Below are 25675 nucleotides of genomic sequence, written 5' to 3' on the forward strand. Positions count from 1 at the left end.
GCGCACAATGACCGAGAAACTTGTCATCGTCGGAAACGGCATGGCGCCGGGGCGCATGCTCGAGCACCTATTCGAGAAGGCGCCGGGACGCTACGAGGTTACGATCTTCAACGCCGAGCCGCGCGTGAACTACGACCGCATCATGCTGTCGCCCGTGCTCTCCGGCGAGAAGGACTACGAGCAGATCATCATTCACGGCGACGGCTGGTACATCAAGAACGGCATCACCCTCTACAAGGGCCACAAGGTCACCGGCATCGACCGGACGGCGAAGACCGTCACATCGGACCAGGGCGTGAAGACCCACTACGACAAACTCGTTATCGCCACTGGCTCGATGCCCTTCATTCTTCCGGTACCCGGCAACAATCTCGCCGGCGTGCTCTCCTACCGCGATCTCGACGACGTCAACGCGATGCTGCTTGCCGCCCAGTCACGCTCCAAGGCGGTGGTGATCGGCGGCGGCCTCTTGGGCCTTGAAGCTGCAGCCGGACTGAAAGAGCGCGGCATGGACGTCACCGTGTTGCATCTCATGCCGACCCTCATGGAGCGGCAGCTCGACCCGGCCGCAGGCTACCTCCTGCAGCGGGAGCTCGAAGGACGCGGCATCAAGGTGGCATGCAACGCAAGCACGAAACGCATTCTGGGAGAAACCCGGGTCGAAGGCGTCGAGCTTGCAGACGGCACGACAATTCCCTGTACGCTGGTCGTCATGGCGGCCGGCATCCGCCCGAATGCCTGGCTCGCCAAGGACGCCGCCCTCGAGACCAACCGCGGCATCATCGTCGATGACCACATGCAGACGTCGGACCCCGATATTCTCGCGCTTGGCGAGTGCGCCGAGGTCGGCGGACACGTCTACGGCTTGGTCGCACCGCTCTACGAGATGGCGCGCATAGCCGCGGCAAAGCTCGCGGGTGAAGCCGCGTCGGGCTTCGTTCACAACGATACCCCGACCAAGCTCAAGGTCACCGGCATCGATGTTTTTTCGCTGGGCGATTTCGCCGACGGCGAGGACCGCCAGGAGATCGTGCTTCGCGACGCGGCAGCGGGCGTCTACAAGCGCCTGGTGCTGAGGGAGAACCGCATCGTCGGAACAGTTCTCTACGGAGAGACCGCGGACGGCGCCTGGTTCAACGATCTCAAGAAGAAAGCCGTCGATATCTCGGAGATGCGCGACACGCTGATCTTCGGACAAGCCTATCAGGGCGGTGCGCCGCTGGACCCTACGGCGGCCGTTGCAGCGTTGCCCGATAACGCAGAGATCTGCGGCTGCAACGGCGTGTGCAAGGGCAAGATCGTCTCCACGATCAAGGGAAAGGGCCTCACGTCGCTCGACGACGTGCGCGCCCATACCAAGGCCTCGGCCTCGTGCGGATCGTGCACGGGGCTTGTCGAGCAAGTGATGAAATTCACGCTCGGCGATGCTTACAATCCGGTCGCGGTGCAGCCCATGTGCGCCTGCACCTCGCTAGGTCATGACGACGTACGCCGCCTCATCAAGGCCAAGGGCCTCAAGACGGTCTACGCTGTCATGCAAGAGCTTGAATGGAAGACGTCGTGCGGTTGTGCCAAATGCCGCCCGGCGCTCAACTACTACCTCATTTGCGACTGGCCGGGTGAATACGCCGACGACTACCAGTCTCGCTTCATCAACGAGCGCGTGCACGCCAACATCCAGAAGGACGGCACCTATTCGGTCGTGCCCCGCATGTGGGGCGGCGTCACGAACGCCAGAGAGCTGCGCGCCATCGCCGACGTCGTGGACAAGTTCCATATCCCGACCGTGAAGGTGACCGGCGGCCAGCGCATCGACATGCTAGGCGTTCGCAAGGAGGATCTACCCGCCGTATGGGCCGACCTCGGCAAGGCCGGCTTCGTCTCCGGACACGCTTACGCTAAGGGTCTGCGCACGGTGAAGACCTGCGTCGGCAGCGAATGGTGCCGTTTCGGCACCCAGGATTCGACCGGATTCGGCGTGCGCATCGAGAAGTTCATGTGGGGTTCGTGGACGCCGGCCAAGGTGAAGATGGCCGTCTCCGGCTGCCCGAGAAACTGCGCCGAAGCCACCTGCAAGGACGTCGGTGTCATCTGCGTCGACAGCGGCTACGAGATTCATTTCGCAGGCGCCGCCGGCCTCGACATCAAAGGCACGGAAGTGCTCGGCCTGGTGAAAAGCGAGGACGAAGCCCTCGAAGCGATCGTCGCGCTCACGCAGATGTATCGCGAGCAGGCGCGCTATCTCGAGCGCATCTATAAATGGGCGAAACGCGTCGGGATCGACGAAATCCGGCGCCAGATCCTCGACGATGCGGAGCGCCGGCGCGGATTCTTCGATCGCTTCGTCCACTCCCAGAAGTTTGCCCAGGTCGACCCATGGTCGGAGCGCGTCTCCGGCTTGCACAAGCACGAGTTCCGGCCGCTTGCCACGGTCGGCCTTCCCCAGGCAGCGGAGTGACGCCATGCAGTGGATCTCAATCGGAGAGATTTCGGACATCCCGCAGCGGGGCGCGCGCTGCATCGACACCCCACAAGGAAAAGTCGCGGTCTTCCGCACGGGTGACGATCGCATATTCGCCATCGATGACCGTTGCCCGCACAAAGGGGGGCCCTTGAGTCAGGGCATCGTGCACGGCGCCTCGGTGACGTGCCCGCTGCACAACTGGGTCATCTCGCTCGAAACCGGGAAGGCCCAGGGCGCGGACGAAGGTTGCGTCCGCACCATTCCGCTCAGGGTCGAAGGCAGCACGATCTACATCGCCGCCAACGCAAACGTAAAGGCGGCCTGATCCATGGACATGGCCGCCCCGCGCTCGGTCAAGACGACGTGCCCGTACTGTGGCGTCGGCTGCGGCGTCATCGCCGAGATCGGCGCGAGTGGCGAGGTCGGCGTGCGCGGCGACCCTGACCATCCGGCCAACTTCGGCCGGCTCTGCTCGAAGGGGTCGGCGCTCGCCGAAACGATCGGGCTCGAGGGACGCCTACTCTATCCCGAGGTCAAGGGCGCCCGAACCGACTGGGATCCGGCGCTCGATCTGGTGGCCTCGACTTTCGCCAACACCATTCGCGAGCACGGACCGGACTCCGTCGGCTTCTACGTTTCCGGCCAGCTTCTCACCGAGGACTATTACGTCGTCAACAAGCTGATGAAAGGCTTCATCGGCACCGCTAACATCGACACCAATTCGCGCCTCTGCATGGCGTCGTCCGTCGCCGGCCATCGCCGCGCCTTCGGTGCCGACACCGTCCCCGGCTGCTACGAGGATCTCGAGCTTGCCGACCTCGTTGTCCTCGTCGGCTCGAACCTCGCTTGGTGCCATCCGGTTCTCTATCAGCGCATCGCCGCCGCGAAAGAGAAGCGCCCGGACATGAAGGTCGTGCTGATCGACCCGCGCCGCACGGCCACGGCCGACATCGCCGATCTCCATCTTCCGATACGATCCGATGGAGATGTGCCGCTCTTCTTGGGCCTGCTGGCCCACCTGGGACGCGGCCGCGCGCTCAATCCCCGGTACATCGCCGAGCACACCACCGGCATCGCCGAGGCGCTCTGCGCCGCCGACGCGATCGACACCTACACGCTTGCACGCCGCACCGGGCTCCCGCTGTCGACGCTGGAGCAGTTCTATTCCCTGTTCGCCGCCACGCAGCGCACCGTCACCATCTATAGCCAGGGCGTCAACCAATCGTCTTCCGGCACGGACAAGGTCAACGCCATCATCAACTGTCATCTGGCGACGGGGCGCATCGGCAAGCCCGGCATGGGTCCGTTCTCTGTCACCGGCCAGCCGAACGCCATGGGCGGCCGCGAGGTCGGCGGCCTCGCCAACATGCTGGCCGCCCACATGGCGATTGAGAATGCCGAGGATCGCGACCGCGTACAGCGCTTCTGGCACGCGCCCGCCATCGCCGGGAAACCAGGCCTGAAGGCCGTCGACATGTTCCAGGCCGTGGCCGACGGACGCATCAAGGCCCTATGGATCATGGCAACCAATCCCGTCGTCTCCATGCCGGAGGCGGGTGGCGTGAAGGATGCCATTGCGCGCTGCCCATTCGTCGTCGTGTCCGACGTGACGGCGGCGACCGACACCGCGCAGCTTGCCCACGTGCTTCTGCCCGCCCTCGCATGGGGCGAGAAGAGCGGTACCGTCACCAATTCGGAGCGGCGCATCTCGCGCCAGCGGAGCTTCCTACGAGCGCCGGGAGGCGCACGGCCCGACTGGTGGATCGTCTCGGAAGTGGCAAAGCGCATGGGCTACACGGAGGCATTCGCCTATGCCGAACCCGACGAAATCTTCGCCGAGCACGCCGCCCTTTCGGCATTCGAGAACAACGGCACGAGGGATTTCGACATCGGCGCGTACGCAACTCTCGACCACGGGGCCTACGACGATCTGGCTCCGTTCCAATGGCCCCACCCGGCGGGCTCGAATGGCGCCCAGCGCATGTTCGCCAAGGGCCGCTACTTCACGGCCGACGGAAAAGCGCGTCTCGTACCCGTTCGGCTCTCCGGCGACGAAATGGCCACGCCTGGATTTCCTCTGACGCTCAACACCGGTCGCGTACGGGACCACTGGCATACCATGACCCGCACCGGCAAAAGCCAGCGTCTGTCTCAGCACTACGCCGAGCCCTTCGTCGAGATTCACCCCGACGATGCCCAGCGCTTCCGCATTCACGATGCAGATCTCGTGCGCGTCTCCACCGGATTGGACGCGATCCTCGTCCGCGCACTCGTCACGCCGCGGCAGCAGCCCTGCTCGATCTTTGTTCCCATGCACTGGAACGACCAGTTCGCCTCGAGCGCACGCGTCGATTGCCTGGTTCCCGGAATAACGGATCCAATTTCTGGCCAGCCGGCATCCAAGAACATTCCGGTGCGCATCGAGCGCTTCGTCGCCGCGACCTACGGATTTGCAGTGCTGAGACGCAAGCCGGAAAAGATCCCCGCAGAGTATTGGGCGATCGCAAAATGCAACGGCGGCTGGCGCGTCGAGATGGCCTTCGCGTCCGATCAGACGGACTGGCCAGCCTTTGCACGAGGGCTTCTCGGTCGGGCAAGCGAGCCGGCCGTCTACCACGATACGCAAACCGGACGTATGCGCTTCGCCGCCTACGACAACGGCAACCTGATGGGCATGATGTTCCTCGCACCCGAGCCGGTTGCCGTGTCCCGCGAGTGGGCAATCTCCCAATTGGCGGCGACGGATCCCGTTTTGAGGCGGCGCAATGCGATCCTGGCCGGACGCCCAGGCGCCGGCACGGTCGATCGCGGCGCAACCGTGTGTGCCTGCTTCGGCATTGGCGTCAATGAGATCGCCGGCGCAGTGGCGAGCGGCTGCTGCACGGTCGCGGCGGTGGGTGAAGCCACCCAGGCGGGCACCAACTGCGGCTCCTGCCGACCCGAAATCAAGAGGATCATCCATGAAAACGCGCTCGCGAAAGCCGTCTGACGGCAACGCGCGGCGAGGCGGCCGCGTCACCCTTGTCGGCGCCGGACCCGGAGATCCGGAACTGCTGACGATCAAGGCCGTGCGCGCCATGCAGAACGCCGACGTTATTCTTTTCGACGCTCTCGTATCCGAGGAGGTGCTGGCCTTCGCACAGTCGAGCGCCAAGCGGATGCTCGTCGGCAAACGCGGCCACCGCCCGTCGTGCCGGCAGGAGGACATCAACGACCTCATGCTGAAGCTCGCGCTGCAGGGAAAGCATGTCGTCCGGTTGAAGTGCGGCGATCCCGTCATGTTCGGACGCGCCGGAGAGGAGATCGCGCACCTCCGCGCGGCAGGGATCGAAGTCACCATCGTCCCGGGCATCACAAGCGCGTCCGCGATGGCGTCGCTGCTGAACGTATCCCTGACGCATCGCCATCATGCCCAATCGGTCCGCTTCGTCACCGGTCACGCGAAAGACGGTGCCATGCCGAAGGATATCGACTGGAGCGGGCTCGCCGACGCCGCCACCACGCTCGTGATCTACATGGGCGGTCGCACGGGCGCCGCCATCGCACGGCGCCTCATCGCCGAGGGGCTGACTGAGGAAACGCCGTGCGTGATCGCCACGTCGATTTCGCGCCCCTCGGAGACGCAGCGCTTCGGAACCCTCCGCGAACTTGCAGGCGGGATCTTGAAATGCACAAGCGACGAGCCGGTTCTCATCGGCATCGGCAATGTTTTCGCAGCAGCCTCATCTTCACGCTCGGAAGAAGCCCGACCAGCTGCCGCCTGTCTCAGAGCGTAACGTGAAATCCGGCACCAGAGGACATCAGGAATGAACCGCCCCACAGTTTCACGGATTTCATTGCTCCCCCTGGCACTCGGCGTTTGCGCCATCTCCGCAGAGGCGGCCGATCTCGGCGGCGATTGCTGCGCCGATTTGGAAGAACGCATCGCGGAGCTCGAGGCCACCACCACCCGCAAAGGAACCCGCAAGGTGAAGCTCATGATCTCCGGCTACGTCGCCCAGGAGATCACTTGGTGGGACGACGGCGGCGAGAGCAACGTCTACCTCAACGGCCTCGGACCTACACAGGCGACGCACGTGAAATTCAACGGCGAGGCGACGATTTCTCCCGGCTTGACGGCAGGCTACATGATGCGCATCCAGAACTTGGAGGACAATCCGTTCGGTCGCAGCGGCGCAGACGCTATGAACCAGGGCAGCGACGATTTCAGTCAAGGTCTCAATCTGCAGATGTCCTACTGGTATCTGCAGAGCAAGGCGCTCGGCACGGTGAGCGTCGGCAAACTTGCGCCCGCAGCCAAGAGTGCCGCCATGTTCACCGACAAATCCGGCACGCAGGTCATCGACAACTACACGTTCCTCGACGGCTTCCCGCAGTTCGTCATCCGTAGCGGCGGGGATCTTGCGCCGGCTGCCCTCACCTGGGGGCAACTCGCCTTCTGCTATTCTCAGGCTGTACCGCTCGGGGGCGACTGCGACGGCCTCGTCATGAATGCGGTGCGCTACGATACGCCCGTGATCGCCGGCTTCAGCGCCTCCGCCAGCTGGGGCGAGGACGACGACTGGCAGATCGCCGCGCGCTATGCCGGAGAAATCTCGGGCTTTAAAGTCCTGCTTGGTGTCGGCTATTCCGGAAGCACGGACGAGAACCTGACCGTTCCGATTGCGGGCCTGATCAAGAAGGACTCGAACTACCTCCAGGCCGGCGGCTATGCCGAGCACATCGCCACAGGCCTGTTCATTCACGGCGCCTATGGCCATGAAGACAACGGCGAAACGATCCTCGCAGGCGGCGTGACACCCCCCGACAGCGAGCATTGGTATGTCAAAGCCGGAATCCGCAAGACGTGGACGCCGCTCGGCGCAACGATCGTCTACGGCGACTACGGTCAGTACATCGACCAGCTTGGCCCTGGCGCTCTCGCGCTCGGCGTAACGTCGAGTGAGCTCGAGCAGTTCGGCGGCGGCGTGGTTCAGGAGATCGACGCCGCGTCGATGTCGATCTGGCTCAAGTACCGTGACCAGAGCGCCGACATTTCAGGTGCCGGCGGTCTCGGGCGGCTCGACGATTTCCGCACCCTCTCGACGGGAGCGCTCATCAACTTCTGAGCGCCAAAGAAATACCGCGACACTCTTGGGCGTCATAAATTTCGCAGTGTCTCGCTAGTCGAGTTTCGCATCGATGTCCGCGACTCGAGGCGCCTGCCCGCCGCGCAGCACCGTATTGCCCTGATAAAGCGTGCGTTGGTCGATAGGCGGCGGCGCGAGCCAGTCTGCCTCTGCCATCTGTCCGCTCTTGCCGTACACCGCAAGAGCGTTGGCATAGGTGACGAGGCGAACGTCCTCTTCGGCAAGGCCCTGCTCGGCCATAAGCGCCGCGGTCTTGGGAACTGAAAGCGGATCGGAAACGCCCCAGTCACACGCGGAATCGACGATCAGCCGTTCCGCGCCAAAGCCTTTCACCAGCGCTACCATGCGCTCGGCCGTCATCTTCGAGTGCGGATAGATCGAGAACGCAGCCCAGAAACCACGGTCTTTCACCTCCTGTATCGTTTCCTCGTTGACGTGATCGATGACCACGCGCGAGGGGTCGAGCTTGTGCTCGAGGATTACGTCCATGGAACGCGACGCGCCACGCTTCTTGTCGCGATGCGGCGTGTGGATCATGACCGGAAGATCGAGTTCGCGTGCCAGATCGAGCTGCAAGCGGAAATACTTGTCCTCGAGCGCCGTTTGTTCGTCGTAGCCGATCTCGCCGATGGCAACGACCCCCTCCTTTGTGGCGAACCCCGGCAGGATCTCCATCACGCCCTCGGCCAGCGCCTCGTTGTTCGCCTCCTTGGAGTTGAGCCCGACGCAGCAATAGTGCCGAACACCGAACTGGCCAGCGCGAAAGCGCTCGAAGCCAAGGATGTGCGAAAGGTAGTCCTTGTAGCTTCCGACATTCGTACGCGCCTGACCGATCCAGAACGCTGGCTCGATCACGGCGACGACGCCAGCTTTGGCCATCGCCTCGTAATCGTCCGTCGTGCGGGAGATCATATGAGCGTGTGGGTCGATAAACATTGCTGCCTCCGTGACGTCGTCAGGGGATGGTGTTCCACGTAATGCGGCCGTCGCTGACCGCCGCGGCGAAGTCGGGACTTGAGGCCAGCGCCGATCTCGCGGATGGCAGCGGGCACTCGGCGAGTGCCAATGCCGCTCCTGCTCGTTCCGCGTCCGTGCCGTCTCTCAATATTGCCACGAGCGCAGCGACCTCCGCTTCGCTCGCAAGGGGTGCCACGCAGCGCCACAGCTCGGGTGAAATCGTTCGCCCAGCGGCACGGCGTTCGGCCGCATAGTCGATGAGCATCTTGGCGAGCTCGGCGTTTCGCCGACCATCCAGACCCTGGATCGGCGCGAGACGACTTCCGATAAAGAGCGTCTTCACAACCATCTGGTTCCACTGCGCGTCACTGAAGTGCTCGCTCGGATACGGATTGCGGTGGGCCACGGCTTCGAAGATCGGCTGCATCGCGGAGCGGACGCCTTCGATCGCGCGGGGGAGGATGAGGCCCGGCGCGGGAAAGAGCGGCAAACCACGCAGGAGGGCGATCTGCTCGCCAATCTCGGCTGTAGCGAGAGTACGTTCGAGGCCGGCAGCGAACGCCACGTCATCACCACGAAAACTCGCAAGCGCCAGAAGAATTCGCGCCGCCTGATCCGTGCTCCAATCTGTTGCATCGAGGCCGTAGCGGGCAGCCCCGCCTCGCTCGTGCTCCTCGCGACTGAGGTTGAGATCGGCCTTGCCGATCTTGCGTGGCGCAAGGCTAATGGCGACGCCGAGTTGCAGCGGCCGATCACCCGTTTCGATGATCGCGATCTGCCCGTCGAGCCAGGCAAGCGCGTCGGGAGACAGCCGTTTTGCGAGCCATGTTCGGAGAACCGACATGCGCAGAGACACGTCACGTTCTGGGGGATGATGCGCACTCATGAGCATGCTCGTCAGGTTCCGGGAACGATCCGCTGCAAAGCCAACGTGAGAAGGAAAAAACCGGCGCAGACCAACGCCGCGATCGCATTGCCGCCAAGAACGGCAACGGCAGCATCCACGAGCGCGATGGCAGCAATCAACGCCCCAACATGCGGAAAACCTCGCTTCGCGAGTTGAGTGAGACCGACGACATACGCGAGCAGCACCAGCGCCGCACCTAGGATAGGCGCGGATAGCACCGCTCCTGCCGCGAGCGCGGTTCCCACGTAGACGAGCGAGCGGCACAACCCCATGATCAATGGTGAAAACGGATTGCCCTTGTGCCAGGCGTCGTAGACCAGGATGGCAGCCGCAAGCGCAACACCGCCGACGGCGCTTTCGGTCCCAAACGTCGCCAGGAGAGCAACCCCGAATGCCAGCAGGCCGCCCCCGATGATCCACGCCGTGGCGGGCGCGACGGCACCGGCTGGCAACGGTCGCTCGGGACGCTCGCGAGCATCGATATCGCGATCGAACGCATCGTTCAGCACCATGCCGCCGGTGTAGAGTGCCGACATCGCCAGCAACACCAAAGCCAGACCCGTGGCAGAAAAGCCGCCCGCGAGAACAGAAGCCGCAATCACGTTGCTCCAGACCGTCGGCAGATTGGAGACGCGCGCCAGATGCAACAGGGCAGGAAGCGTGATCACGCGCCGAGCTCCGTCCGCACCCATTGCAGCTCGCGCACGATATCGCCGGCAAGCTCCTGCGACTTCAACTCATCCGGCAAGATGCTCCAGGTGTAGGTTTCCACTTCGAGATGAGGCGAAACCTCTCGCGTACGGCAAAGAGCCAATGCCTCCCGAAGATTTTGTTGCGTGGATTCCAGCGCGTCGAAACGGTCGACGAACACCGGCACGTGACAGTGCACGCGCCATTCTCCGCCTGCTTCTCCGCGGCGCACGGCTGCAAAAGCATCCGCAAGATCCGTATGTCGCGTGAGCGCGCCGTCGCGCCGCTGGACGGTCTGATGCAGATAGATGCCGTCGTCGAAACGTCCGAGGAGGCGTTCGAGCCGCGAGGGTTCGACCGTTGCGCGCAGAGCCGCGCTGAGCTGCAGCTTGGCAACGGAAATTCCGGCGGCGCGCACGGCCGCGAGTGCCGCCGCGGTCTCCTCGAAGGCCACCGCCGAATGGCAGACATCGAAACAGAGCCCGATGTGGCGCCGGAGCGCGCCCTCGGCTTTGGCAACCGCCGTGCCGGTGAGGCGGGCGAACAGAGCCCGCGCCGGTTCCGCAAATAGGTGCGTCTCGAAGAAGCGAATGGCCTCTGCGGTGGTTTCGAGAAAGCACGCGGGCTCGGGCTCGATGGCGAGCGCGATCGTGCGGCCCCTGTGACGCAGAATTCCGTCCAGATGCGCCGCGGCACGCACGAACCCTTCCACGATCTGTGCAATGTCGGTTGGCGTCGTCGCGTTGGCACGAAACGCGCCCGGCACGGTGCTGATACTCGTGGCAATGCCGGCCGGCGCGATATCGTCCAGGAGGTCCGCGACCTGATTTGTAAAGCGCAGCCGCTCCGGGCCGCGCCAATCGGGTTCGTACACCTGCTCCTTCACGCGTGCGCCGTGAAAGTTGCCATAGGGGAACGCGTTGACAGTGAACACGTAGAAGCCGCCGCCGGCGAGAAAGCGCTTGAACTCCGCCAGCGTGATGGGATCGGAAAGCTCGCGCGCCGCCACGCCCGAAAGCCGCAGTCCGACGCCCATTGCCCTATCGGGAGAGATTTGCTGCTTGACGACCGGCAGATGGCACGCCAGCGCCGAGCGGATGTCCGCCCAGGTTTCACCCGCATGAATGTTCGTACAGTAGGTAAGATGTGGCTGTCCGGGCAGGGATAGCTGCATCAGGCCAGGGCCTCCGATCGGAGCCAGTCGAGCGCTTCGCCAATGAGCCCGGCATCCATGGTGTGGACTTCGATTCCGGTTCCGAGCTCCTTCAGAAGGGTGATGGTGAGCTCACCGCCAAGGTGCTCGCGGAATTCCTCGAGCCCCTTGAGAAGCATGAGCGCACCCGAACCGTCGCGCAGATCACAGGCATCGTGCCAAAGCCCGAACCCGAGCCGTTTCAAAAGACGGCACACGCGCAATTCCTCGCCGGCGGGCAGCAGGCCGGACAGCACGGAGTATCGCGTATCGAGCGCGATCCCGATGGCGACCGCCTCGCCATGGCGCAATTCGTAGTTGGAAAGCACTTCGAGCTTATGGGCCGCCCAGTGCCCGAAATCCAGAGGCCGAACGCTGCCGCGCTCGAAGGGATCGCCTCCGTGTGCGATCTGGCGCATGTGCAGCACCGCGCAATGGCGGATCAGCTTTTCGAGCGGCTCGGAAGCAAAGATCGCCAGCGCCTCCGCCTTCTCCTCGATCCACTCGAAAAAGGCCTTGTCGCGAATGAGCGCAACCTTGACCGCCTCCGACATGCCAGCGCGTTTGTCGCGTCCCGGCAGCACGTCGATGAAGACCGAGTCGTTGATCACCGCGTGGGGCGGCACGAAGGTGCCGAGCATATTCTTCATGCCGAAGGCGTTGATGCCGTTTTTGACGCCCACGCCGGAATCGTTCTGTGCGAGCACGGTGGTCGGAATGCGAATGTGCCGGATGCCGCGATGCGTCGTAGCCGCCGCATATCCGACGAGGTCCAGCACCGCGCCGCCGCCGACGCAAACGACATAGGAATGACGGTCGAGCCCCAACGCGACAAAGCGCTTCTGAAGCTGAGTGACGTGCGCAGCGTCGTTCTTCGCGGCCTCGCCGCCGACAATCGTCTCGACAGGCCCCGCGAGCGCTAAATTGGGCCACGCCCCCACGTATGCCGAAATGCGCCGCTTGAGATCCGGCATTTCACGTTCAACGCCTTCATCGATAACGAAGGCCACCCGGTGAACCCCGCGGGCACCCGCTTCACCAACCGCGTCGATAAGCGTTCTGTTGTCCTCGGAAAAGACATCACGAGTAAACGAGACGGAGAAATGGAAAGATACGGAAAACCGCTGCAAAAACAGACGATGATTGTTTTCAGATTGCAGTTGCGGAATAGAGAGAGCGACTTCTCGTGACACGACGTTTCCCCAAAATCCGTTTCGTTGTTTCGGGTAAAAGCACCGCAAGTCACGCGGACATTTTCCCGGGCTGCCGCGAGCGCCAACCTCGGCGGACAGCTCCACCGCATTCCGTTCTGCTCCATTTGAAGGACGCTGGCAACAACCGCCCGTGCCGAATAACAAAGCACATATGACGGCACTTAGGGCCTGAAGCCCGCAATAATCGGATTATCGGGAATTAATCCCGATGCGGGATTGGATGTTTTGCCATAGAGCATTCGGAAAACTTCCCAGTTTCAAAAAATTTCCTCATATTCAAATTTTCTTGATTGCCATAAGCAATGAATTCGTTGCTCTATAAAAATCGCGCGATAGTCTTTCGCGCAATGCAAGGGCTGTTTCGGCACTGCGCTTGCATTTTTGCGCGCCGCAATACAATCAGCCGACGCGCAAAAATAATCAGTCATAAAACTAACGTGGAAATGGGAGAACGTCCAAATGCGAATGCGGTTTATAATGTCCGCGTCGATATTGGCGGCTGGCCTCCTCATGACGGGCTCGGTGGTTTCGCTCGCGCAAGAGGTTCCCAAGACAGCCGATCAAGTGGCACGCCCGGGCGGCAAGCTGCCCGGAGATCCGAAGATTGCACTGGTCAAGGTAGCCGATGGCTTTCTCGATCCCGTCGGCGTGGCGTCGGCCCGCGACGGCACCGGCCGCATCTTCGTGGTCGAGCGTCAGGGAAAGATCAAGATCGTCACCAAGGACGGCAAGGTCAACGAGAAGCCGTTCCTTGATCTGACCAAAAACAGCCCCCTCGGCAGCGAGGTTCAGACCGGCTTCGTCGAGCAGGGTCTCTGGGCCGTGGCATTCCATCCGAAGTTCAAGGAGAACGGCCACTTCTTCGTCAGCTATGCGTCCCTGCCGTTCAACGGCGCGCACATCATCGCCCGTTATACCGTCGATCCGGCGAACCCGGACGTGGTTTCGGTCGAGCACGCCAACAAGACCGTCAAGGTCATCATGAACATCCCGCAGCCCTACTACAATCACTACGGCGGCGGCATTCAGTTCGGCCCCGACGGCAATCTTTATATCGGCAAGGGCGACGCCGGCTGGGAAGGCGACCCGCTCGACGCGGGCCAGAGCAAGAACATGCTCTGGGGCAAGATGCTGCGCATCAACGTCGATACAGCAGACGATGTCGCCTACACCATCCCCAAGGACAACCCGTGGGCCGGCGCCTATCAGGATCGCATGATGACGCTCTTCGGCATTACCGAGGAGGGCTTCTCCAAGATCCACATGGGCGCCCGGGGCGAGATCTGGTCTTACGGCCTGCGCAACCCCTATGCGTTCCACTTCAACAAAAAGGGCGATCTCTTCATCGCAGAGGTGGGCCAGAACCATCTCGAGGAGATCAACTGGCAGCCCGCGTCGAGCAAGGGCGGCGAGAACTACGGCTGGAAACACAACATGGGCACCAACTGCCATCCGATGACGGGTCCGGATGACAAGTGCCCGATCGTTGGCGTGCTTCCGGCAGCCGAGTATCCGCACCAGGAGCCCTATCCCGGAGCTGAGAAGCTAAAGGACGGCTGGGGCTGCTCGGTCATGGGCCTCGGCGTCGCCGATTATGCTGGTCTCGACGGGGCCTACCTTACCGGCGACTGGTGCTCGGGCCGCGTGTTCGCGACCGGCTGGGACGGCAGCAAATGGCAGCTCCAGGAGCTCGCACAGACTGCTCTCCAGTTCACGGCGGGTAACAACGACGAGGACGGCACCGTGCTGGCAGTGAACTGCAACTGCTTCTACCTCGACGACAAGGGCGCCGCTGCGAACCCGCCGGGTGCGCTGTGGAGGATTGTTCCGGCCGACAAGGTTCCTGCCGGGGCTGAGGTTGCAAAGACCAAAAAGTAGAGAACACGGTCTTTGATGCACCACGCTTCATGATCTGCGGCAGGCCCTCGCGCCGAAAGCGCAAGGGCCTGTCGTTTTCTCGCGACACCGCAATTCCCACGCAATCACACGGATCCGCTGTTCATGGCTTCGAAAATGCATGTCTCAACATCCAAGGCGCGGTGGCTGATCCTGCTCGCCGCTGCCGCATTTGCTCAGCCCGCACTCGCCGACATCGAATTTCGTCACGCGCTCGACGACTCGGTCCTCGACCTCGCGCCGATCAAGGGCGAGGAGATCACCGACGCCGTGAAGGCGTTCCGCAAGGACGGCGTAAATCCCTACTCCGGCAGCGCCGACGCCTTGGCGGCCGGCAAGACGCTTTACGAAGAGAACTGTCAGGCATGCCACCTCGAGGACGGTCGCGGCGGCATGGGGCCGAGCCTTGTCGATAATGTCTACGTCAATTCACGCGCCAACACCGACGTCGGCATATTCGAGATCATCCACTCCGGAGCCTCGGGCGCAATGCGCTCATTCTCCGAACGCGGCGTGACCCAGGACCAGATCCTCAAGATCATCGCCTACATCCATTCGCTCAAAAAGTAGTCGCGCCCAGCGAGACGATGCATCCAACCGTCGTCATAAATATGGTCGGTCTGACGCCTGCGCTCATGGGGCCGCACACGCCCAACCTGAGCCGTTTTGCAGCCGCCGGATGTTTGCGCCCGCTCAAGACGGTAACGCCCGCTGTCACTTGCTCCGTGCAGGCGACTTTTGTAACCGGCGAGGCCCCGAGCGCGCATGGCATTGTCGGCAACGGCTGGCTGTTCCGGGACCTCATGGAGATATGGCTCTGGCGCCAATCCAACAAACTGGTCGCAGGAGAGCGCGTGTGGGATGCGGCGAAGGCGCGAGATGCGCGTTTCACCTGCGCCAACCTGTTCTGGTGGTACGCCATGGGCGCTTCGACCAACATCACAGTCACGCCGCGCCCAATCTACAAAGCCGACGGGCGCAAGCTGCCGGACTGCTATTCCGATCCACCGGAGCTGCGCGGCGAGCTCACGAATACGCTTGGTGCCTTTCCGCTGTTCCGATTCTGGGGTCCGGCGACGTCGATCGAATCCAGTCGCTGGATCGCTGAGGCCGCAAAGCATGTGCTCTCAACGCATAATCCGACGCTTACACTGGTCTACCTGCCTCACCTCGACTACGGCCTTCAGCGGCTCGGGCCCGACCATCCGCACATCGCCAAGGACATCACCGAAATCGACGCGGTCGTCGGCGATTTGATTGAGCACGCCCAAGCCATGGATCGGAGAGTCATCGTGCTCTCCGAGTACGGGATAGTGCCCGTGAACCGGCCGGTTCACATCAACCGCGTCTTGCGTCAGGCGGGTCTTCTGTCCGTTCGCGATGAGGATGGCGGCGAAATCCTCGACATCCCGTGCTCACGCGCCTTCGCGGTCTCGGACCATCAGATTGCGCATGTCTATGTTCGAGACGCCGAGGATGTGCGCGCCGCACGAGCCTGCCTCGACGGGCTGGAGGGCATCGCTCATATCCTCGGTCGCAACGAGCAGGCCCGCTGGGGCATCGATCACGAACGGTCGGGCGAGCTTGTCGTTCTCTCGCACGCCGATTCCTGGTTCACCTACTACTATTGGCTCGACGACGGGCACGCGCCGGACTTCGCGCGCACGGTCGACATCCACAAAAAGCCCGGCTATGACCCGGCCGAGCTATTCATCGATCCGCAGATCCGCAGTCCAAAGCTCGCCATCGGCTGGCGGCTCATGAAAAAAGCGCTCGGCTTCCGCACGTTGATGGATGTCATTCCGCTCGATGCTTCCCTGGTCAAAGGCTCTCACGGCCGGGCCGATGGTCCCGAAGATCACGGTCCTGTCTTTCTATCGTCGGAACCGCATCTCGTTCCGAATGGTCCCGTCGAAGCCACTGCGGTGAAGGGTCTGATGCTGTCCCACATTTTTGATCAATGAGGAACTCGATCATGGCCGTTGCGTGCGAGTCCGTCATCCTGGTCGACGCCGATGATCGGGAGATCGGAACGGCCGAGAAGATCGACGCGCATCGGCGTGGCCTGCTGCATCGCGCATTCTCGGTGATCATCTGGGATTCAGCGGGTCGCCAGCTGCTGCAGAAGCGCGCCGCGACCAAGTATCACTCCGGCGGCCTCTGGACCAACACGTGCTGCGGACATCCCCGCCCGGCCGAGCCGGTCGCTGCCGCGGCTCAGCGCAGGCTCGGCGAGGAAATGCGCTTCACCTGCCCGCTCGAATGGCTCGGCAAGATCATCTACCGCGCCGAGGTCGGCAACGGGCTCGTGGAGCACGAGATCGTGCACGTGTTCCGCGGGACCTATGACGGCGCCGTGGCGCCCGACTCCGCGGAGGCGGAAGGGTACCAGTGGACGACCCTCGATGTGGTCCGCGACGATGTCCGCACGGCGCCAGCAAGGTTCAGCGTCTGGTTCCAGCGCTACCTGGCGGAGGAATGGCCATTTGCTTTCGAGCCACCGGCACAGAGCGCGAGATCGTCCGCAGAGGACGCAGCCCGCGAAGCCGTCACGCGTTAGCATCGAGCGCAGCGAGAGGTAGCACATGGCGATCCAGAGAAACCCTGATCACGATTACTCGGTCGACCTGGCTCGCATCGTCGGCGACCATCGCGCCGATAGTGGAACCATTCATTTTCTAGGCGACGACGGACAACTCCACCTCGCCGCAACAACGTCGGGCCTTCCCGATGCCGTGCTTGCCCTCATACGCACGATCCCGGTTGGCAAGGGAATGGCCGGGCTTGCCGTCGAGCGGGCCGAACCTGTCACCGCGTGCAATATCCAAACCGATGCCAGCGGCGACGTTCGGCCGGGTGCGAAAGCCACCGGGCTTGCCGGTTCTATCGTCGTGCCGATCTTCGACGGCGACACAGTCATCGGCGCCTTGGGGGTCGCCAACCGATCCGAGCGAACGTTCTCCGACGACGAAATAGCGCGCCTCGTCCTCGAAGGACGCCGGCTGGCCGCCGAGCGCCGCGGCGCCTAGCCCATTACGACCGCTTCGAGCAGCAGCTCCGGATCGCGCGACCGGCCGCTGGGCTCGAAACTCGGAAAATGATTGCCATCACGGCACTTGCCAACGTCGGGGTCGGCGCGGTCTACGCGGGGCTCGGTGCCGCGGCCGATACCGGGCCGGATTTCTGGCTGGCATCGCTTGCCTCAATCTGCCTGCCGTCGGCGGGGTTGATTGCCGCGAAAGCGTGGAAAAGCCGCATCCCCTCGCAATGATCCTGTCATATGCTCAGCCGGCGGCCGGTATGAACACCGCCCTGCTGAATTCGACGGGTATCCAACTTGGCGGAGGTGGAGATGTCGAACACGCTCAAGCTGCTGCTCACCGTTGGGCTCCTTCTGCCCCACGGCTCTGCTCGGGCAGAGCCCGTCTACGAGTTTGTCCGGCATTGCAAGGAAGAGAACCTAGGACACTGCTTCTTTCGCATCCAGGAGCGCCTGACGTACCTCAACAGCAACGCCGCTAGACGAGTCTGCCTCCCGCCCGCATTCAGCTCAGCCATGGTTCACAATGCGAGCATTCCGGTTTCCGTGCTCGAACATGTGCGGCTTGGTCTCTCCGCGGCCCGCTTCGGGCATGCGGAAGAGGAAGCCAACATCGTGATCGCCAAAGTCGTCGCCACGATCTATCCCTGCGAATAGCAGCGAGACATCGGCCATTGTGTTCGCTTTGCGTTTTCACCGACGAGGCAACGCCCTTCAAGTCGGGACGCCCACCTAAGCTCGACCCGCAAGGATGGCCGCGATCTTGCCCGCGGCATTTCCATCGCCGTAAAGCGTCACCGGCTCCGGCGAAGATGCCAGCGCCTCCTCGATGGCGGTGACGATCGCTCGCGCGCTGGTCGGGGGGCAAAGCCTGTTCCATCCCGCCTCGACCAACTCGGTCCATTCTGTCTCCTCACGCAGCGTCACGCACGGCACGCCCTGGAAATAGGCTTCCTTCTGCACGCCTCCGGAATCCGTGAGGATCACCCGTGCCCGCCGCTCGAGCCAAACCATGTCGAGAAAGCCCACGGGCGGGCAAACGATGACACGCGCCGGAATGGCCAGCCCAAACGAGCCGATCATCTTTCGTGTGCGCGGATGCAAGGGGAGCACCACCGGAAGCGGGCTCTTCTCGAAGCCTTCGAGAATGGCTGCCAGCAGAACAGGATCATCGGTGTTGGACGCGCGATGCACGGTCGCAAGAGCAAATTCAGCTGGCAATCCCGCGATCGGTGTCGAACGCGCCTCGGCCTGCGCCCCGTAGTGCAACGCCACGTCATACATGACATCGCCCACGAGATGGCAATGCGTGAGCCCCTCGCGCGCCAGGTTGGTCATGGCCGTCTGCGTCGGCGCGAACAGGACATCCGAGACGTGGTCCGTCACGACGCGATTGATCTCTTCAGGCATCTGCCGATTGAACGACCTGAGGCCCGCTTCCACATGCGCGACGGGGATATGCAGCTTCGAGGCGGCCAATGCACCGGCAAGCGTGCTGTCGGTATCGCCGTACACGAGGGCATGATCGGCCTTGAAGTCGATCAGAGCCCGCTCGATGGCCTCGAGCATCCGGCCGGTATTCTGACCGTGACTTCCGCCACCGATGCCGAGATTGAGCGCCGGCGCCGAGATCCCCAGCTCCCGGAAAAAGACATCCGACATGTTGTCGTCGAAGTGCTGCCCGGTATGGACGATCTTCTCATCGATGCCCGCTTCTGCGAGAGCACGCGAAACGGCGGCTGCTTTGACGAATTGAGGACGAGCCCCGAGAATGGATACGATCATGATTGTTCCGCAACAGGATGCGTCCGCATGCGCGCACACGCACGCGCAGGAAAGTCTCGCTTGCCGCCTTCGATTTCAAAGCCTGACCGGCGCCATCCGGGCAGCGTCCCCGAGCACGGAAAGTGCATCAGCCCTTCCCCTGCAGATGTGAATAGACGTCGGTGACGCCGTAGCGATCGTACCATGCAAGCTGCCGGCGTATCGTTTCTTCAAACCCCAGCTCGGCCTTCCAACCGAAATCCCGCGCCGTATTGGCGGGATCGAGCGCCACCACCGGCACGTCATCCGCCGCCGCCGGCACGACCGGCACATCGATCCGTCCAAGGCCGAGGTAATCCGTGACGATATCGAAGATTTCTTTGATCGAATGCGCTTCGCCGCTCGAAACATTGAAGACACCCGTGGCAGCACCGGGCTTGATCGCAAGATCCATGAAGGCAAGAAAGTCGCTCATGTCGAAAAAGTCACGCGCCGTGTCGGAGCAAAAGCATTTCTGGCCGGCCTTGAGACGTTTGTAGAAGGTCGGAATAGGACCGATGGCGAGCCGCGGCCCTGTCACGTTGGCGATGCGCAGCGAGAGAGCCGGCACGCCCGACAGAAGAACGTACTGCTCGCCTGCCGTCTTGCTGATCCCGTAGCTCGTAAACGGCGCCGTTGGATGCTCGACAGGGATAGGTAGCTGCGAGGGGCGCCCGTAGCACAGCGCCGTCTGGAAGTTGATCAACCGGCTCACGCCGTGCGCCGCCGCCGCTTTCGCCACGTACGCGCTGCCGATGACGTTCGTGCGGGAATCCTCGACCCAGTCGTCCGGATCCTTGTAGGCCGCCGCCGCGTGGACAACGACTTCCGGCTTGAAAGACGAGAAGCAGCCATCGACGGTTGCCTGATCGGCGACCGACCCCTCGACGACCGAAAGCCCTGGCACCTCGGGCACCACATCGCGCTTGCCCGTCGCAAAATTGTCGAGAGCCAGGATCTCGTGGCCCGACGGCAGCCAGTGCTCGATGAGGTTCGACCCCAAGCACCCGGCTCCGCCCGTGATCAGAATACGCATGGCGACCGTCTATTTCTTTTCGTGCGCGAGGTGCGTGTATTCGCCGTGCACGCCGAAATCCTGGTAATAGTCCACGGCTGCCTGCACGGTTTGCGACAGCGGAGTGAACTCGATCTCGCCAAAGTCCGCAAACGTGCGGCTTGGATCGAGCAGGATCGACGGAGCATCGTCCGGACCGAGGTCGCGGATGTCCGGCTCGGGATAGGTGTTGAGCTTCATCGCCTTCACCACTTCGTCATACAGCGTCGTGATGGCAATGTCCGTGCCCGACGAGAAATGATAGGTCCCGTTGCCCGTGCCGTCGACGGCCTTGACCGTGTAGCGGGCGAGATCCTTCACAAAAACGAAGTCGCGCCGCGCTTTCGTGCAGAAGCACTTTTTACCGTCGCGCAGGCGCTGGAAAAAGATGGGCAGCGGGCCGCTGACATTGCGCGGTCCGACCACGTTCGCCAGTCGGAACGTAACGAAGTCGAGCCCGGAGATGGCTAGAAAATCCTCGTTGGCCGTCTTTGTGATCGCGTAGCTGGAATTGGCAGGGAACTTCGGATGGTCGAGCCGGATCGGCTGCTGCAGAGGCTTCACGCCGTAGCAGAGCGCGGTCTGGAAATAGACAAACCGGCCGACCTTGTTCTCCTTCGCCGCGAAAATGACGTTGCTGCCGCCGACGACATTCGTGAGCGTGTCGTTGTACCAGTCGTTGGGATCCTTGTAGGACGCGGCGGTGTGCACGACGGCATCCGGTTTGAAATCCGCAAACAGGCCATCGACCATCGCCTTGTCGGCGATCGACCCCAGCACCACCGTCAAATTCGGATGCTCCGTCAGGTGCTCCTTGCGCCCGGTCGCCAGATTGTCGACGGCGACAACCTTGTCGCCACGCGCCAGAAGTAGCTCGACGACGTGCGAACCAATTTGGCCGAGGCCGCCAGTCACGACGACTTTGTTCATAACGTCCCTTTGCGATGAGGGTTGATTCTGCCCGCCGCCGGCCGGAAGCGCTGCTCGGCCCCGATGGGTCGGGAGCCGCTTGTTAGCTTTACGCTCGGTTCGGCGTGTTAAGTTGTGACCACGTTTTCCATAGCATCTTTTGAAAACGCCAGCGAAAAATTCCCCTTCTCCCCAAGGCTCCTCCGCACGTCTCCCAGACGCCGGCCGAAGGACGCGGCAGTCCGCTTCCGCGTCCTTGTGACGCTACAGATAGGCGGAGCGCGGTTCAAGCCTGCGGGCAACCGAAATGTTGCCATGTCCGGGGGACTTCGATAATGAACTTGAGCGTCCAAGGACCAGTAGGACAGGGTCCGGACCGGGGATTGGCGGAGCGGCGGCGCATGCCACAACTGAAGCTCACTAAGGAGCGCGCCGTAGCCATCTATCTGGGCCTGCTGTTTCTCTATTTCGCAGTCCTTTTTTTGGCTTTCGAGCTGCGCGAGCACATCAGCTTCTTGCCGTCGTCTTATTTCGTCCTTTCCGTCAAGCGGCTGATGGCCCTTTCGGCGCTGTCCGCGATCCTCACTCTGCCCGCACTTTTCCTGGTTCGCTCCCGCGCCATCCTCGCGGTCCTGCTCATGCTCGTTGCGGCGGTGCCGCTGACCGCCCGCCGCGATATGTTCGTAGGCCGGAAATCACCGTCTCTGGAGGCCAAGGGCGCGCAGCTGATCGCCGGCAACAACCCCTACCTCGACAAAGTCGCGATCATCAGAGAGCTCAAGGCGAAAAGCGAGAGTGCCGACGCTCTTTGGTCGACCCTGTCCACCCAGTTCATGGCCGACATCGACAGGTCGAACCCTGCCAACGCGCGCGAGCTCACGACGCGGGCCATGTTGATCGTATCGACGTTCTACGATTACGGAAATGCCCAGTTGAAGAACAAGCGCAAGGGCGGATGCGCAATCCTCAACGAGCAGACGGACTTCAAGCCCCTCACCCCCACCTTCAAGGCTTACAGGGATGCGCAGATCGGCTGTTGCTCCGACTTTTCGGCGATGCTCGCGTCGTTTCTGACATGGCTACGCATCGAAAATATGTTCGTCACCATGCCAGGTCACATCGCCAACAAGGTGTTCTTCGACGGCGAATGGCACTTCGTAGACGCCAACACGAATACGATCATCCAGGGGGTCTTCGAAGAAGGCGGGCCGAGACCGGATCTTCGAATTGCATATTTTCCGCATCCCAACAATTTGCCGGAAATCGGCAGGTACGACATCTACAACTATATCGAGTTGCGCGAGGAGCTCGGCGCCGCGCTGTTCCGAACGACGTCCGACACCGAGGTTATCATCAAGGCTTACGAGCGGTGGGGCGAGAACTGCGTATCGCGGCTGCGCGGCATGTTCGCGTTCGCCATCTGGGACAACATCGAGCGCACCGTATTCCTCGCCCGCGATCGCTTCGGCATCAAACCGCTGTATTGGGCGAACACATCCCGCGGCTTGTTTTTCGCTTCCGAGATCAAGGCGCTGCTGCCTTTCCTGGATCGACGGGAGATCGATGCCGCGGCGTTTTCTGATTATTTCTCGTTCCAGTTCTGCATCGGCGAGAAGACGATGCTGACGGATGTCGCCCAGTTTCCGGCTGCTCATCGCGCGACCGTCCGGCTGGGAGAGGTCCCAAATCCCAAGCGGTACTGGGAGGTCCAGTACACCATCGACTATTCCCACACACAAAAGTGGTTCTCGGAGCGGCTTCAGGAACTCATGCACGACTCCATCCGCATGCATCTTCGTGCGGATGTCGAGATCGGCAGCTATTTGAGCGGTGGCATCGATTCGAGCCTGGTCGCGACCCTCGCTCGCGAGCAACGTCCTGACGGACGCTTCCAGGCTTTCAATGGCCGTTTCCTGGACGGCAAGGATTTCGATGAATCCCACTACGCGAAAGCGGTTGCCGATCAGAACCGCATGGATCTGCACGTCACCGATATTTCAGAGCAGGATTTCGTCGACAACATTGCCAAAGTGATCTGGCACATGGACCAGCCGAATGCGGGTCCCGGCTCGTTCCCACAATATCTTGTTTCGAAAAACGTCCGCAATCACGTGAAAGTCGTCTTGGGCGGCCAGGGCGGCGACGAGATTTTCGGTGGCTACGCGCGATACCTCATCGCCTACTTCGAGCAGTGCATCAAGGGTGCCATCGAAGGGTCCCTTCACGACGGGAAATACGTGGTCTCATACGAGTCCATCATCCCGAACCTGGTCTCGCTGCAACAATACAAACCCATGCTGCGCGAGTTCTGGTCGGATGGCTTGTTCAACGGTCGCGATGAGAGATATTGGCGTCTCGTCAACCGCACCAACACGTTCGGCGAAATCCTTGCCCCCGGTGTCATTGACCAAACCGGAACGTTCGAACGGTTCAAATCAATCTTCTGGGGCGCGAACGTCGGCAAAGAATCCTACTTCGACTCGATGACCCACTTCGACTTCAAGACCCTGCTGCCGGCACTGCTGCAAGTCGAGGATCGGATGAGCATGGCGCACGGCATCGAGGCGCGCGTTCCCTTCCTCGACCACCCGCTGATCGAGTTTGCCGCGACCGTACCGGCCGACATCAAGTTCGCAGGTGGTGAGCTCAAGCGCATGCCGCGGGCCGTCTTCAGCGACAAACTGCCGGTCGCCTTGCTCAACCGAAAGGACAAAATGGGCTTTCCGGTGCCGCTCAACTTATGGCTCAAGAAGAAGGGCCAGGCGCGCGAGCTTGTTGGTGACCTCCTGGGATCGGCCACGGCGCAATCCCGCCCCTATCTCCGCAACGGCTTGCCCGTCGACAAGCTGCTCGATTCCCAGAGCGTCTACAGCCGAAACATCTGGGCGCTCCTCAGCCTTGAGCTGTGGCATAGATCGGTTGTGGACGGCTAATTTTAACCGCCCCTTCGTGCGCGTTTGTAGCCCTGCCCGACCCGGTCTCGCGACTTCACTGGCCGCGCCGGTCTGGACGAGGTTGCACACAACACGAAAACGGCTGAGCAGAAGAAGCGGGCAAGAGCCGCCATCGACCGGCTTGTTCGGAGCCGATCTGACATCGAATTCCCAAACCTATCCTAGGGTCTGGAAAAACACAGCAGTATCAATGGAAATTTGCCTGAGTGGCGCCCGTAGGGGAATGCCACGTTTGAGGGATTTCAAAAGGTTATCGAAAAGTGGGACACTTTTTCTTCCCTGATGTGACCCCCGTCTTTTATCCGGGGGCAACTGGAATCCGGTCGTCATTGAACGCTCCCGATGAGCGTCCTTCAAGCTCTTCGTTCTCCTGCCAGCGCGCCGCGTAGCCGGCCGGCGTCAGCCAGCCGAGCTTCGAATGCGGGCGATGGTGGTTATAGTCGTGCCTCCAGGCTTCGATCAGCCGCCGTGCCTCGCCGAGCGAGCGAAACAACGTCTCGTTCAGCAGCTCGTCGCGCAGCCGGGCATTGAAGCTCTCCGCGAACGCGTTCTGCACCGGTTTGCCGGGCTGGATGTACCGCCACGCGATGCGCCGCTCGTCCGCCCAGGCCAGGATCGCGTTCGAGGTCAGCTCCGTGCCGTTGTCGGAAAGAACCGCTGCAGGCCGGCCGCGCCAGGCGATGATGCGGTCGAGCTCCCGCGCCACGCGGGCACCCGAGATCGACGTGTCCGGCACCAGGCCCAGACATTCGCGCGTGCAGTCGTCGACGATGACCAGCACGCGGAAGCGCCGCCCGTCCGTCATCTGGTCGTGCACGAAATCGAGCGACCAGCAGGCGTTGGGCCGATCCGGAACCGGCAGCGGCGCGCGAAGCCCCAACGCGCGCTTGCGGCTGCCGCGCTTGCGCACCATCAGCCGCTCCTCGCGGTAGAGCCGCTGTACCCGCTTCCGGTTTACCGCCCAGCCTTCGCGGCAGAGCAGCACGTGCAGCCGTCGATAGCCGAAGCGCCGGCGCTCATGCGCCAAGGCTTTCAAACGAGTGCGAAGCTCTGCATCGTCCGGCCGCCGCGAGCGGTAACGCACCAAAGCGCGCTCGACGCCGGCCACCCGGCACGCCCGACGCTCGCTCATCTGACGCCCCGCCATCAGATGCGCGACGGCTTCTCGCCTCTGCGCGGGCGTCACCATTTTTTTGCCAGCAGGTCTTTCAGGCCCGCGTTGTCGATCATCTGCTCGGCCAACAGCCGCTTCAGCTTGGCGTTCTCCGCCTCGAGTGCCCTGAGCTTCTGCGCGTCAGAGACATCCATGCCCCCGAACTTCGCCTTCCAGGCATAGAGGCTCGCGCTCGACATGCCGTGCTTGCGGCAGAGATCTGCCGTCGCCACGCCCGCCTCGTGCTCGCGCAGGATGGCGATGATCTGCTCTTCCGAAAACCGCTTCCGCTTCATCGTCCGGCTCCTCTCTA

The 25675-nt window shown here is 62.4% G+C and carries 21 protein-coding genes and 1 pseudogene; 13 read left to right on the top strand and 9 right to left on the bottom strand.

Going from position 1 to position 25675, the window contains the following annotated elements; translation table 11 throughout:
• The first annotated feature begins 7 nt into the window (after positions 1 to 7).
• The 5 genes and pseudogenes from nirB to QZV93_RS10285 all read left to right on the top strand — a co-directional run bounded on the left by nirB (position 8) and on the right by QZV93_RS10285 (position 7572).
• Positions 8 to 2458, top strand: coding sequence for a nitrite reductase large subunit NirB (nirB, locus tag QZV93_RS10265; protein ID WP_295558157.1), 2451 nt, complete (start codon positions 8 to 10; stop codon positions 2456 to 2458).
• A gap of 4 nt (positions 2459 to 2462) precedes the next feature.
• A complete protein-coding gene (gene nirD, locus QZV93_RS10270; protein ID WP_295558158.1) occupies positions 2463 to 2789 on the top strand; it encodes a nitrite reductase small subunit NirD in 327 nt (108 codons plus the stop codon).
• A gap of 9 nt (positions 2790 to 2798) precedes the next feature.
• Positions 2799 to 5453: a nitrate reductase gene (locus QZV93_RS10275; RefSeq protein ID WP_295558188.1), complete on the top strand. Its 2655-nt coding sequence runs from the start codon at positions 2799 to 2801 to the stop codon at positions 5451 to 5453.
• 19 nt (positions 5454 to 5472) lie between these two features.
• Positions 5473 to 6240, top strand: a pseudogene (gene cobA / locus QZV93_RS10280) (uroporphyrinogen-III C-methyltransferase); the annotation flags it as partial.
• Between the two features lie 30 nt (positions 6241 to 6270).
• Positions 6271 to 7572 carry a porin gene (locus QZV93_RS10285; RefSeq protein ID WP_295558160.1) on the top strand — a complete coding sequence of 434 codons (1302 nt, stop codon included), beginning with the start codon at positions 6271 to 6273 and terminating at the stop codon, positions 7570 to 7572.
• Between the two features lie 54 nt (positions 7573 to 7626).
• On the opposite strand, the gene QZV93_RS10290 is transcribed toward QZV93_RS10285, so the two are convergent.
• The 5 genes from QZV93_RS10290 to QZV93_RS10310 are packed head-to-tail and all read right to left on the bottom strand — an operon-like array spanning position 7627 to position 12532.
• On the bottom strand, positions 7627 to 8529 hold the full coding sequence (locus QZV93_RS10290; protein WP_295558162.1) for a TatD family hydrolase: 903 nt from the start codon (positions 8527 to 8529) through the stop codon (positions 7627 to 7629).
• Between the two features lie 19 nt (positions 8530 to 8548).
• Positions 8549 to 9394 (bottom strand): EboA domain-containing protein, encoded by an 846-nt coding sequence (locus tag QZV93_RS10295; protein ID WP_295558164.1) that lies wholly within the window; start codon positions 9392 to 9394, stop codon positions 8549 to 8551.
• Between the two features lie 53 nt (positions 9395 to 9447).
• Complete coding sequence (locus tag QZV93_RS10300) at positions 9448 to 10125, bottom strand: UbiA family prenyltransferase (RefSeq protein ID WP_295558166.1); 678 nt, start codon at positions 10123 to 10125, stop codon at positions 9448 to 9450.
• Positions 10122 to 11321 carry a metabolite traffic protein EboE gene (gene eboE, locus QZV93_RS10305; RefSeq protein ID WP_295558167.1) on the bottom strand — a complete coding sequence of 400 codons (1200 nt, stop codon included), beginning with the start codon at positions 11319 to 11321 and terminating at the stop codon, positions 10122 to 10124. The genes QZV93_RS10300 and eboE overlap by 4 nt, the downstream gene beginning before the upstream one ends.
• The gene (locus tag QZV93_RS10310) at positions 11321 to 12532 is read right to left on the bottom strand and encodes a 3-dehydroquinate synthase (protein WP_295558169.1); all 1212 of its coding nucleotides are present in this window, start codon (positions 12530 to 12532) and stop codon (positions 11321 to 11323) included. The genes eboE and QZV93_RS10310 overlap by 1 nt, the downstream gene beginning before the upstream one ends.
• 498 nt (positions 12533 to 13030) lie before the next feature.
• Here QZV93_RS10310 and QZV93_RS10315 point away from each other — a divergent pair, with 498 nt between their 5' ends.
• The 7 genes from QZV93_RS10315 to QZV93_RS10345 all read left to right on the top strand — a co-directional run bounded on the left by QZV93_RS10315 (position 13031) and on the right by QZV93_RS10345 (position 18146).
• Complete coding sequence (locus QZV93_RS10315) at positions 13031 to 14431, top strand: PQQ-dependent sugar dehydrogenase (RefSeq protein WP_295558170.1); 1401 nt, start codon at positions 13031 to 13033, stop codon at positions 14429 to 14431.
• A 123-nt stretch (positions 14432 to 14554) separates the two neighbouring features.
• Positions 14555 to 15019, top strand: a complete 465-nt coding sequence (locus QZV93_RS10320; protein ID WP_295558171.1) for a c-type cytochrome — start codon at positions 14555 to 14557, stop codon at positions 15017 to 15019.
• 17 nt (positions 15020 to 15036) lie between these two features.
• Positions 15037 to 16413, top strand: coding sequence for a nucleotide pyrophosphatase/phosphodiesterase family protein (locus tag QZV93_RS10325; RefSeq protein WP_295558173.1), 1377 nt, complete (start codon positions 15037 to 15039; stop codon positions 16411 to 16413).
• Positions 16414 to 16424: 11 nt separating this feature from the next.
• Positions 16425 to 17009: an isopentenyl-diphosphate Delta-isomerase gene (gene idi, locus QZV93_RS10330; RefSeq protein WP_295558175.1), complete on the top strand. Its 585-nt coding sequence runs from the start codon at positions 16425 to 16427 to the stop codon at positions 17007 to 17009.
• A gap of 25 nt (positions 17010 to 17034) precedes the next feature.
• On the top strand, positions 17035 to 17478 hold the full coding sequence (locus QZV93_RS10335) for a GAF domain-containing protein (RefSeq protein ID WP_295558177.1): 444 nt from the start codon (positions 17035 to 17037) through the stop codon (positions 17476 to 17478).
• 68 nt (positions 17479 to 17546) lie between these two features.
• On the top strand, positions 17547 to 17720 hold the full coding sequence (locus tag QZV93_RS10340) for a hypothetical protein (RefSeq protein WP_295558178.1): 174 nt from the start codon (positions 17547 to 17549) through the stop codon (positions 17718 to 17720).
• Between the two features lie 81 nt (positions 17721 to 17801).
• The gene (locus tag QZV93_RS10345) at positions 17802 to 18146 is read left to right on the top strand and encodes a hypothetical protein (RefSeq protein WP_295558179.1); all 345 of its coding nucleotides are present in this window, start codon (positions 17802 to 17804) and stop codon (positions 18144 to 18146) included.
• 75 nt (positions 18147 to 18221) lie between these two features.
• Here QZV93_RS10345 and wecB read toward each other — a convergent pair whose 3' ends face one another.
• The 3 genes from wecB to QZV93_RS10360 all read right to left on the bottom strand — a co-directional run bounded on the left by wecB (position 18222) and on the right by QZV93_RS10360 (position 21276).
• On the bottom strand, positions 18222 to 19274 hold the full coding sequence (gene wecB / locus QZV93_RS10350; protein ID WP_295558181.1) for a UDP-N-acetylglucosamine 2-epimerase (non-hydrolyzing): 1053 nt from the start codon (positions 19272 to 19274) through the stop codon (positions 18222 to 18224).
• A 127-nt stretch (positions 19275 to 19401) separates the two neighbouring features.
• Positions 19402 to 20328 (bottom strand): NAD-dependent epimerase/dehydratase family protein, encoded by a 927-nt coding sequence (locus QZV93_RS10355; RefSeq protein ID WP_295558183.1) that lies wholly within the window; start codon positions 20326 to 20328, stop codon positions 19402 to 19404.
• 9 nt (positions 20329 to 20337) lie between these two features.
• Complete coding sequence (locus QZV93_RS10360) at positions 20338 to 21276, bottom strand: NAD-dependent epimerase/dehydratase family protein (RefSeq protein ID WP_295558184.1); 939 nt, start codon at positions 21274 to 21276, stop codon at positions 20338 to 20340.
• A gap of 380 nt (positions 21277 to 21656) precedes the next feature.
• On the opposite strand from QZV93_RS10360, the gene asnB reads away from it, so the two are divergent.
• Complete coding sequence (gene asnB / locus QZV93_RS10365; RefSeq protein ID WP_295558186.1) at positions 21657 to 24188, top strand: asparagine synthase (glutamine-hydrolyzing); 2532 nt, start codon at positions 21657 to 21659, stop codon at positions 24186 to 24188.
• A gap of 319 nt (positions 24189 to 24507) precedes the next feature.
• Here the strand turns inward: asnB and QZV93_RS10370 are convergent.
• Positions 24508 to 25658, bottom strand: a protein-coding gene (locus tag QZV93_RS10370; protein WP_295558190.1) for an IS3 family transposase whose coding sequence is annotated in 2 segments (ribosomal slippage) — positions 24508 to 25409 and positions 25409 to 25658 — 1152 coding nt in all. Because the reading frame shifts where the segments join, the coding sequence is not laid out codon by codon here.
• Positions 25659 to 25675: the final 17 nt, after the last annotated feature.

The sequence above is a fragment of the uncultured Hyphomicrobium sp. genome (assembly GCF_902826555.1).
In the GTDB taxonomy this organism is placed as follows: domain Bacteria; phylum Pseudomonadota; class Alphaproteobacteria; order Rhizobiales; family Hyphomicrobiaceae; genus Hyphomicrobium_C.

Excerpts from the sequence above, each read along its gene's own strand:
- nirB (WP_295558157.1), top strand. The coding sequence starts at position 8 with ATGACCGAGAAACTTGTCATCGTCGGAAACGGCATGGCGCCGGGGCGC.
- nirD (WP_295558158.1), top strand. The coding sequence starts at position 2,463 with ATGCAGTGGATCTCAATCGGAGAGATTTCGGACATCCCGCAGCGGGGC.
- QZV93_RS10275 (WP_295558188.1), top strand. The coding sequence starts at position 2,799 with ATGGCCGCCCCGCGCTCGGTCAAGACGACGTGCCCGTACTGTGGCGTC.
- QZV93_RS10285 (WP_295558160.1), top strand. The coding sequence starts at position 6,271 with ATGAACCGCCCCACAGTTTCACGGATTTCATTGCTCCCCCTGGCACTC.
- QZV93_RS10290 (WP_295558162.1), bottom strand. The coding sequence starts at position 8,529 with ATGTTTATCGACCCACACGCTCATATGATCTCCCGCACGACGGACGAT.
- QZV93_RS10295 (WP_295558164.1), bottom strand. The coding sequence starts at position 9,394 with ATGTCGGTTCTCCGAACATGGCTCGCAAAACGGCTGTCTCCCGACGCG.
- eboE (WP_295558167.1), bottom strand. The coding sequence starts at position 11,321 with ATGCAGCTATCCCTGCCCGGACAGCCACATCTTACCTACTGTACGAAC.
- QZV93_RS10315 (WP_295558170.1), top strand. The coding sequence starts at position 13,031 with ATGTCCGCGTCGATATTGGCGGCTGGCCTCCTCATGACGGGCTCGGTG.
- QZV93_RS10320 (WP_295558171.1), top strand. The coding sequence starts at position 14,555 with ATGGCTTCGAAAATGCATGTCTCAACATCCAAGGCGCGGTGGCTGATC.
- QZV93_RS10325 (WP_295558173.1), top strand. The coding sequence starts at position 15,037 with ATGCATCCAACCGTCGTCATAAATATGGTCGGTCTGACGCCTGCGCTC.
- idi (WP_295558175.1), top strand. The coding sequence starts at position 16,425 with ATGGCCGTTGCGTGCGAGTCCGTCATCCTGGTCGACGCCGATGATCGG.
- QZV93_RS10335 (WP_295558177.1), top strand. The coding sequence starts at position 17,035 with ATGGCGATCCAGAGAAACCCTGATCACGATTACTCGGTCGACCTGGCT.
- QZV93_RS10340 (WP_295558178.1), top strand. The coding sequence starts at position 17,547 with ATGATTGCCATCACGGCACTTGCCAACGTCGGGGTCGGCGCGGTCTAC.
- QZV93_RS10345 (WP_295558179.1), top strand. The coding sequence starts at position 17,802 with ATGTCGAACACGCTCAAGCTGCTGCTCACCGTTGGGCTCCTTCTGCCC.
- wecB (WP_295558181.1), bottom strand. The coding sequence starts at position 19,274 with ATGATCGTATCCATTCTCGGGGCTCGTCCTCAATTCGTCAAAGCAGCC.
- QZV93_RS10355 (WP_295558183.1), bottom strand. The coding sequence starts at position 20,328 with ATGCGTATTCTGATCACGGGCGGAGCCGGGTGCTTGGGGTCGAACCTC.
- QZV93_RS10360 (WP_295558184.1), bottom strand. The coding sequence starts at position 21,276 with ATGAACAAAGTCGTCGTGACTGGCGGCCTCGGCCAAATTGGTTCGCAC.
- asnB (WP_295558186.1), top strand. The coding sequence starts at position 21,657 with ATGCCACAACTGAAGCTCACTAAGGAGCGCGCCGTAGCCATCTATCTG.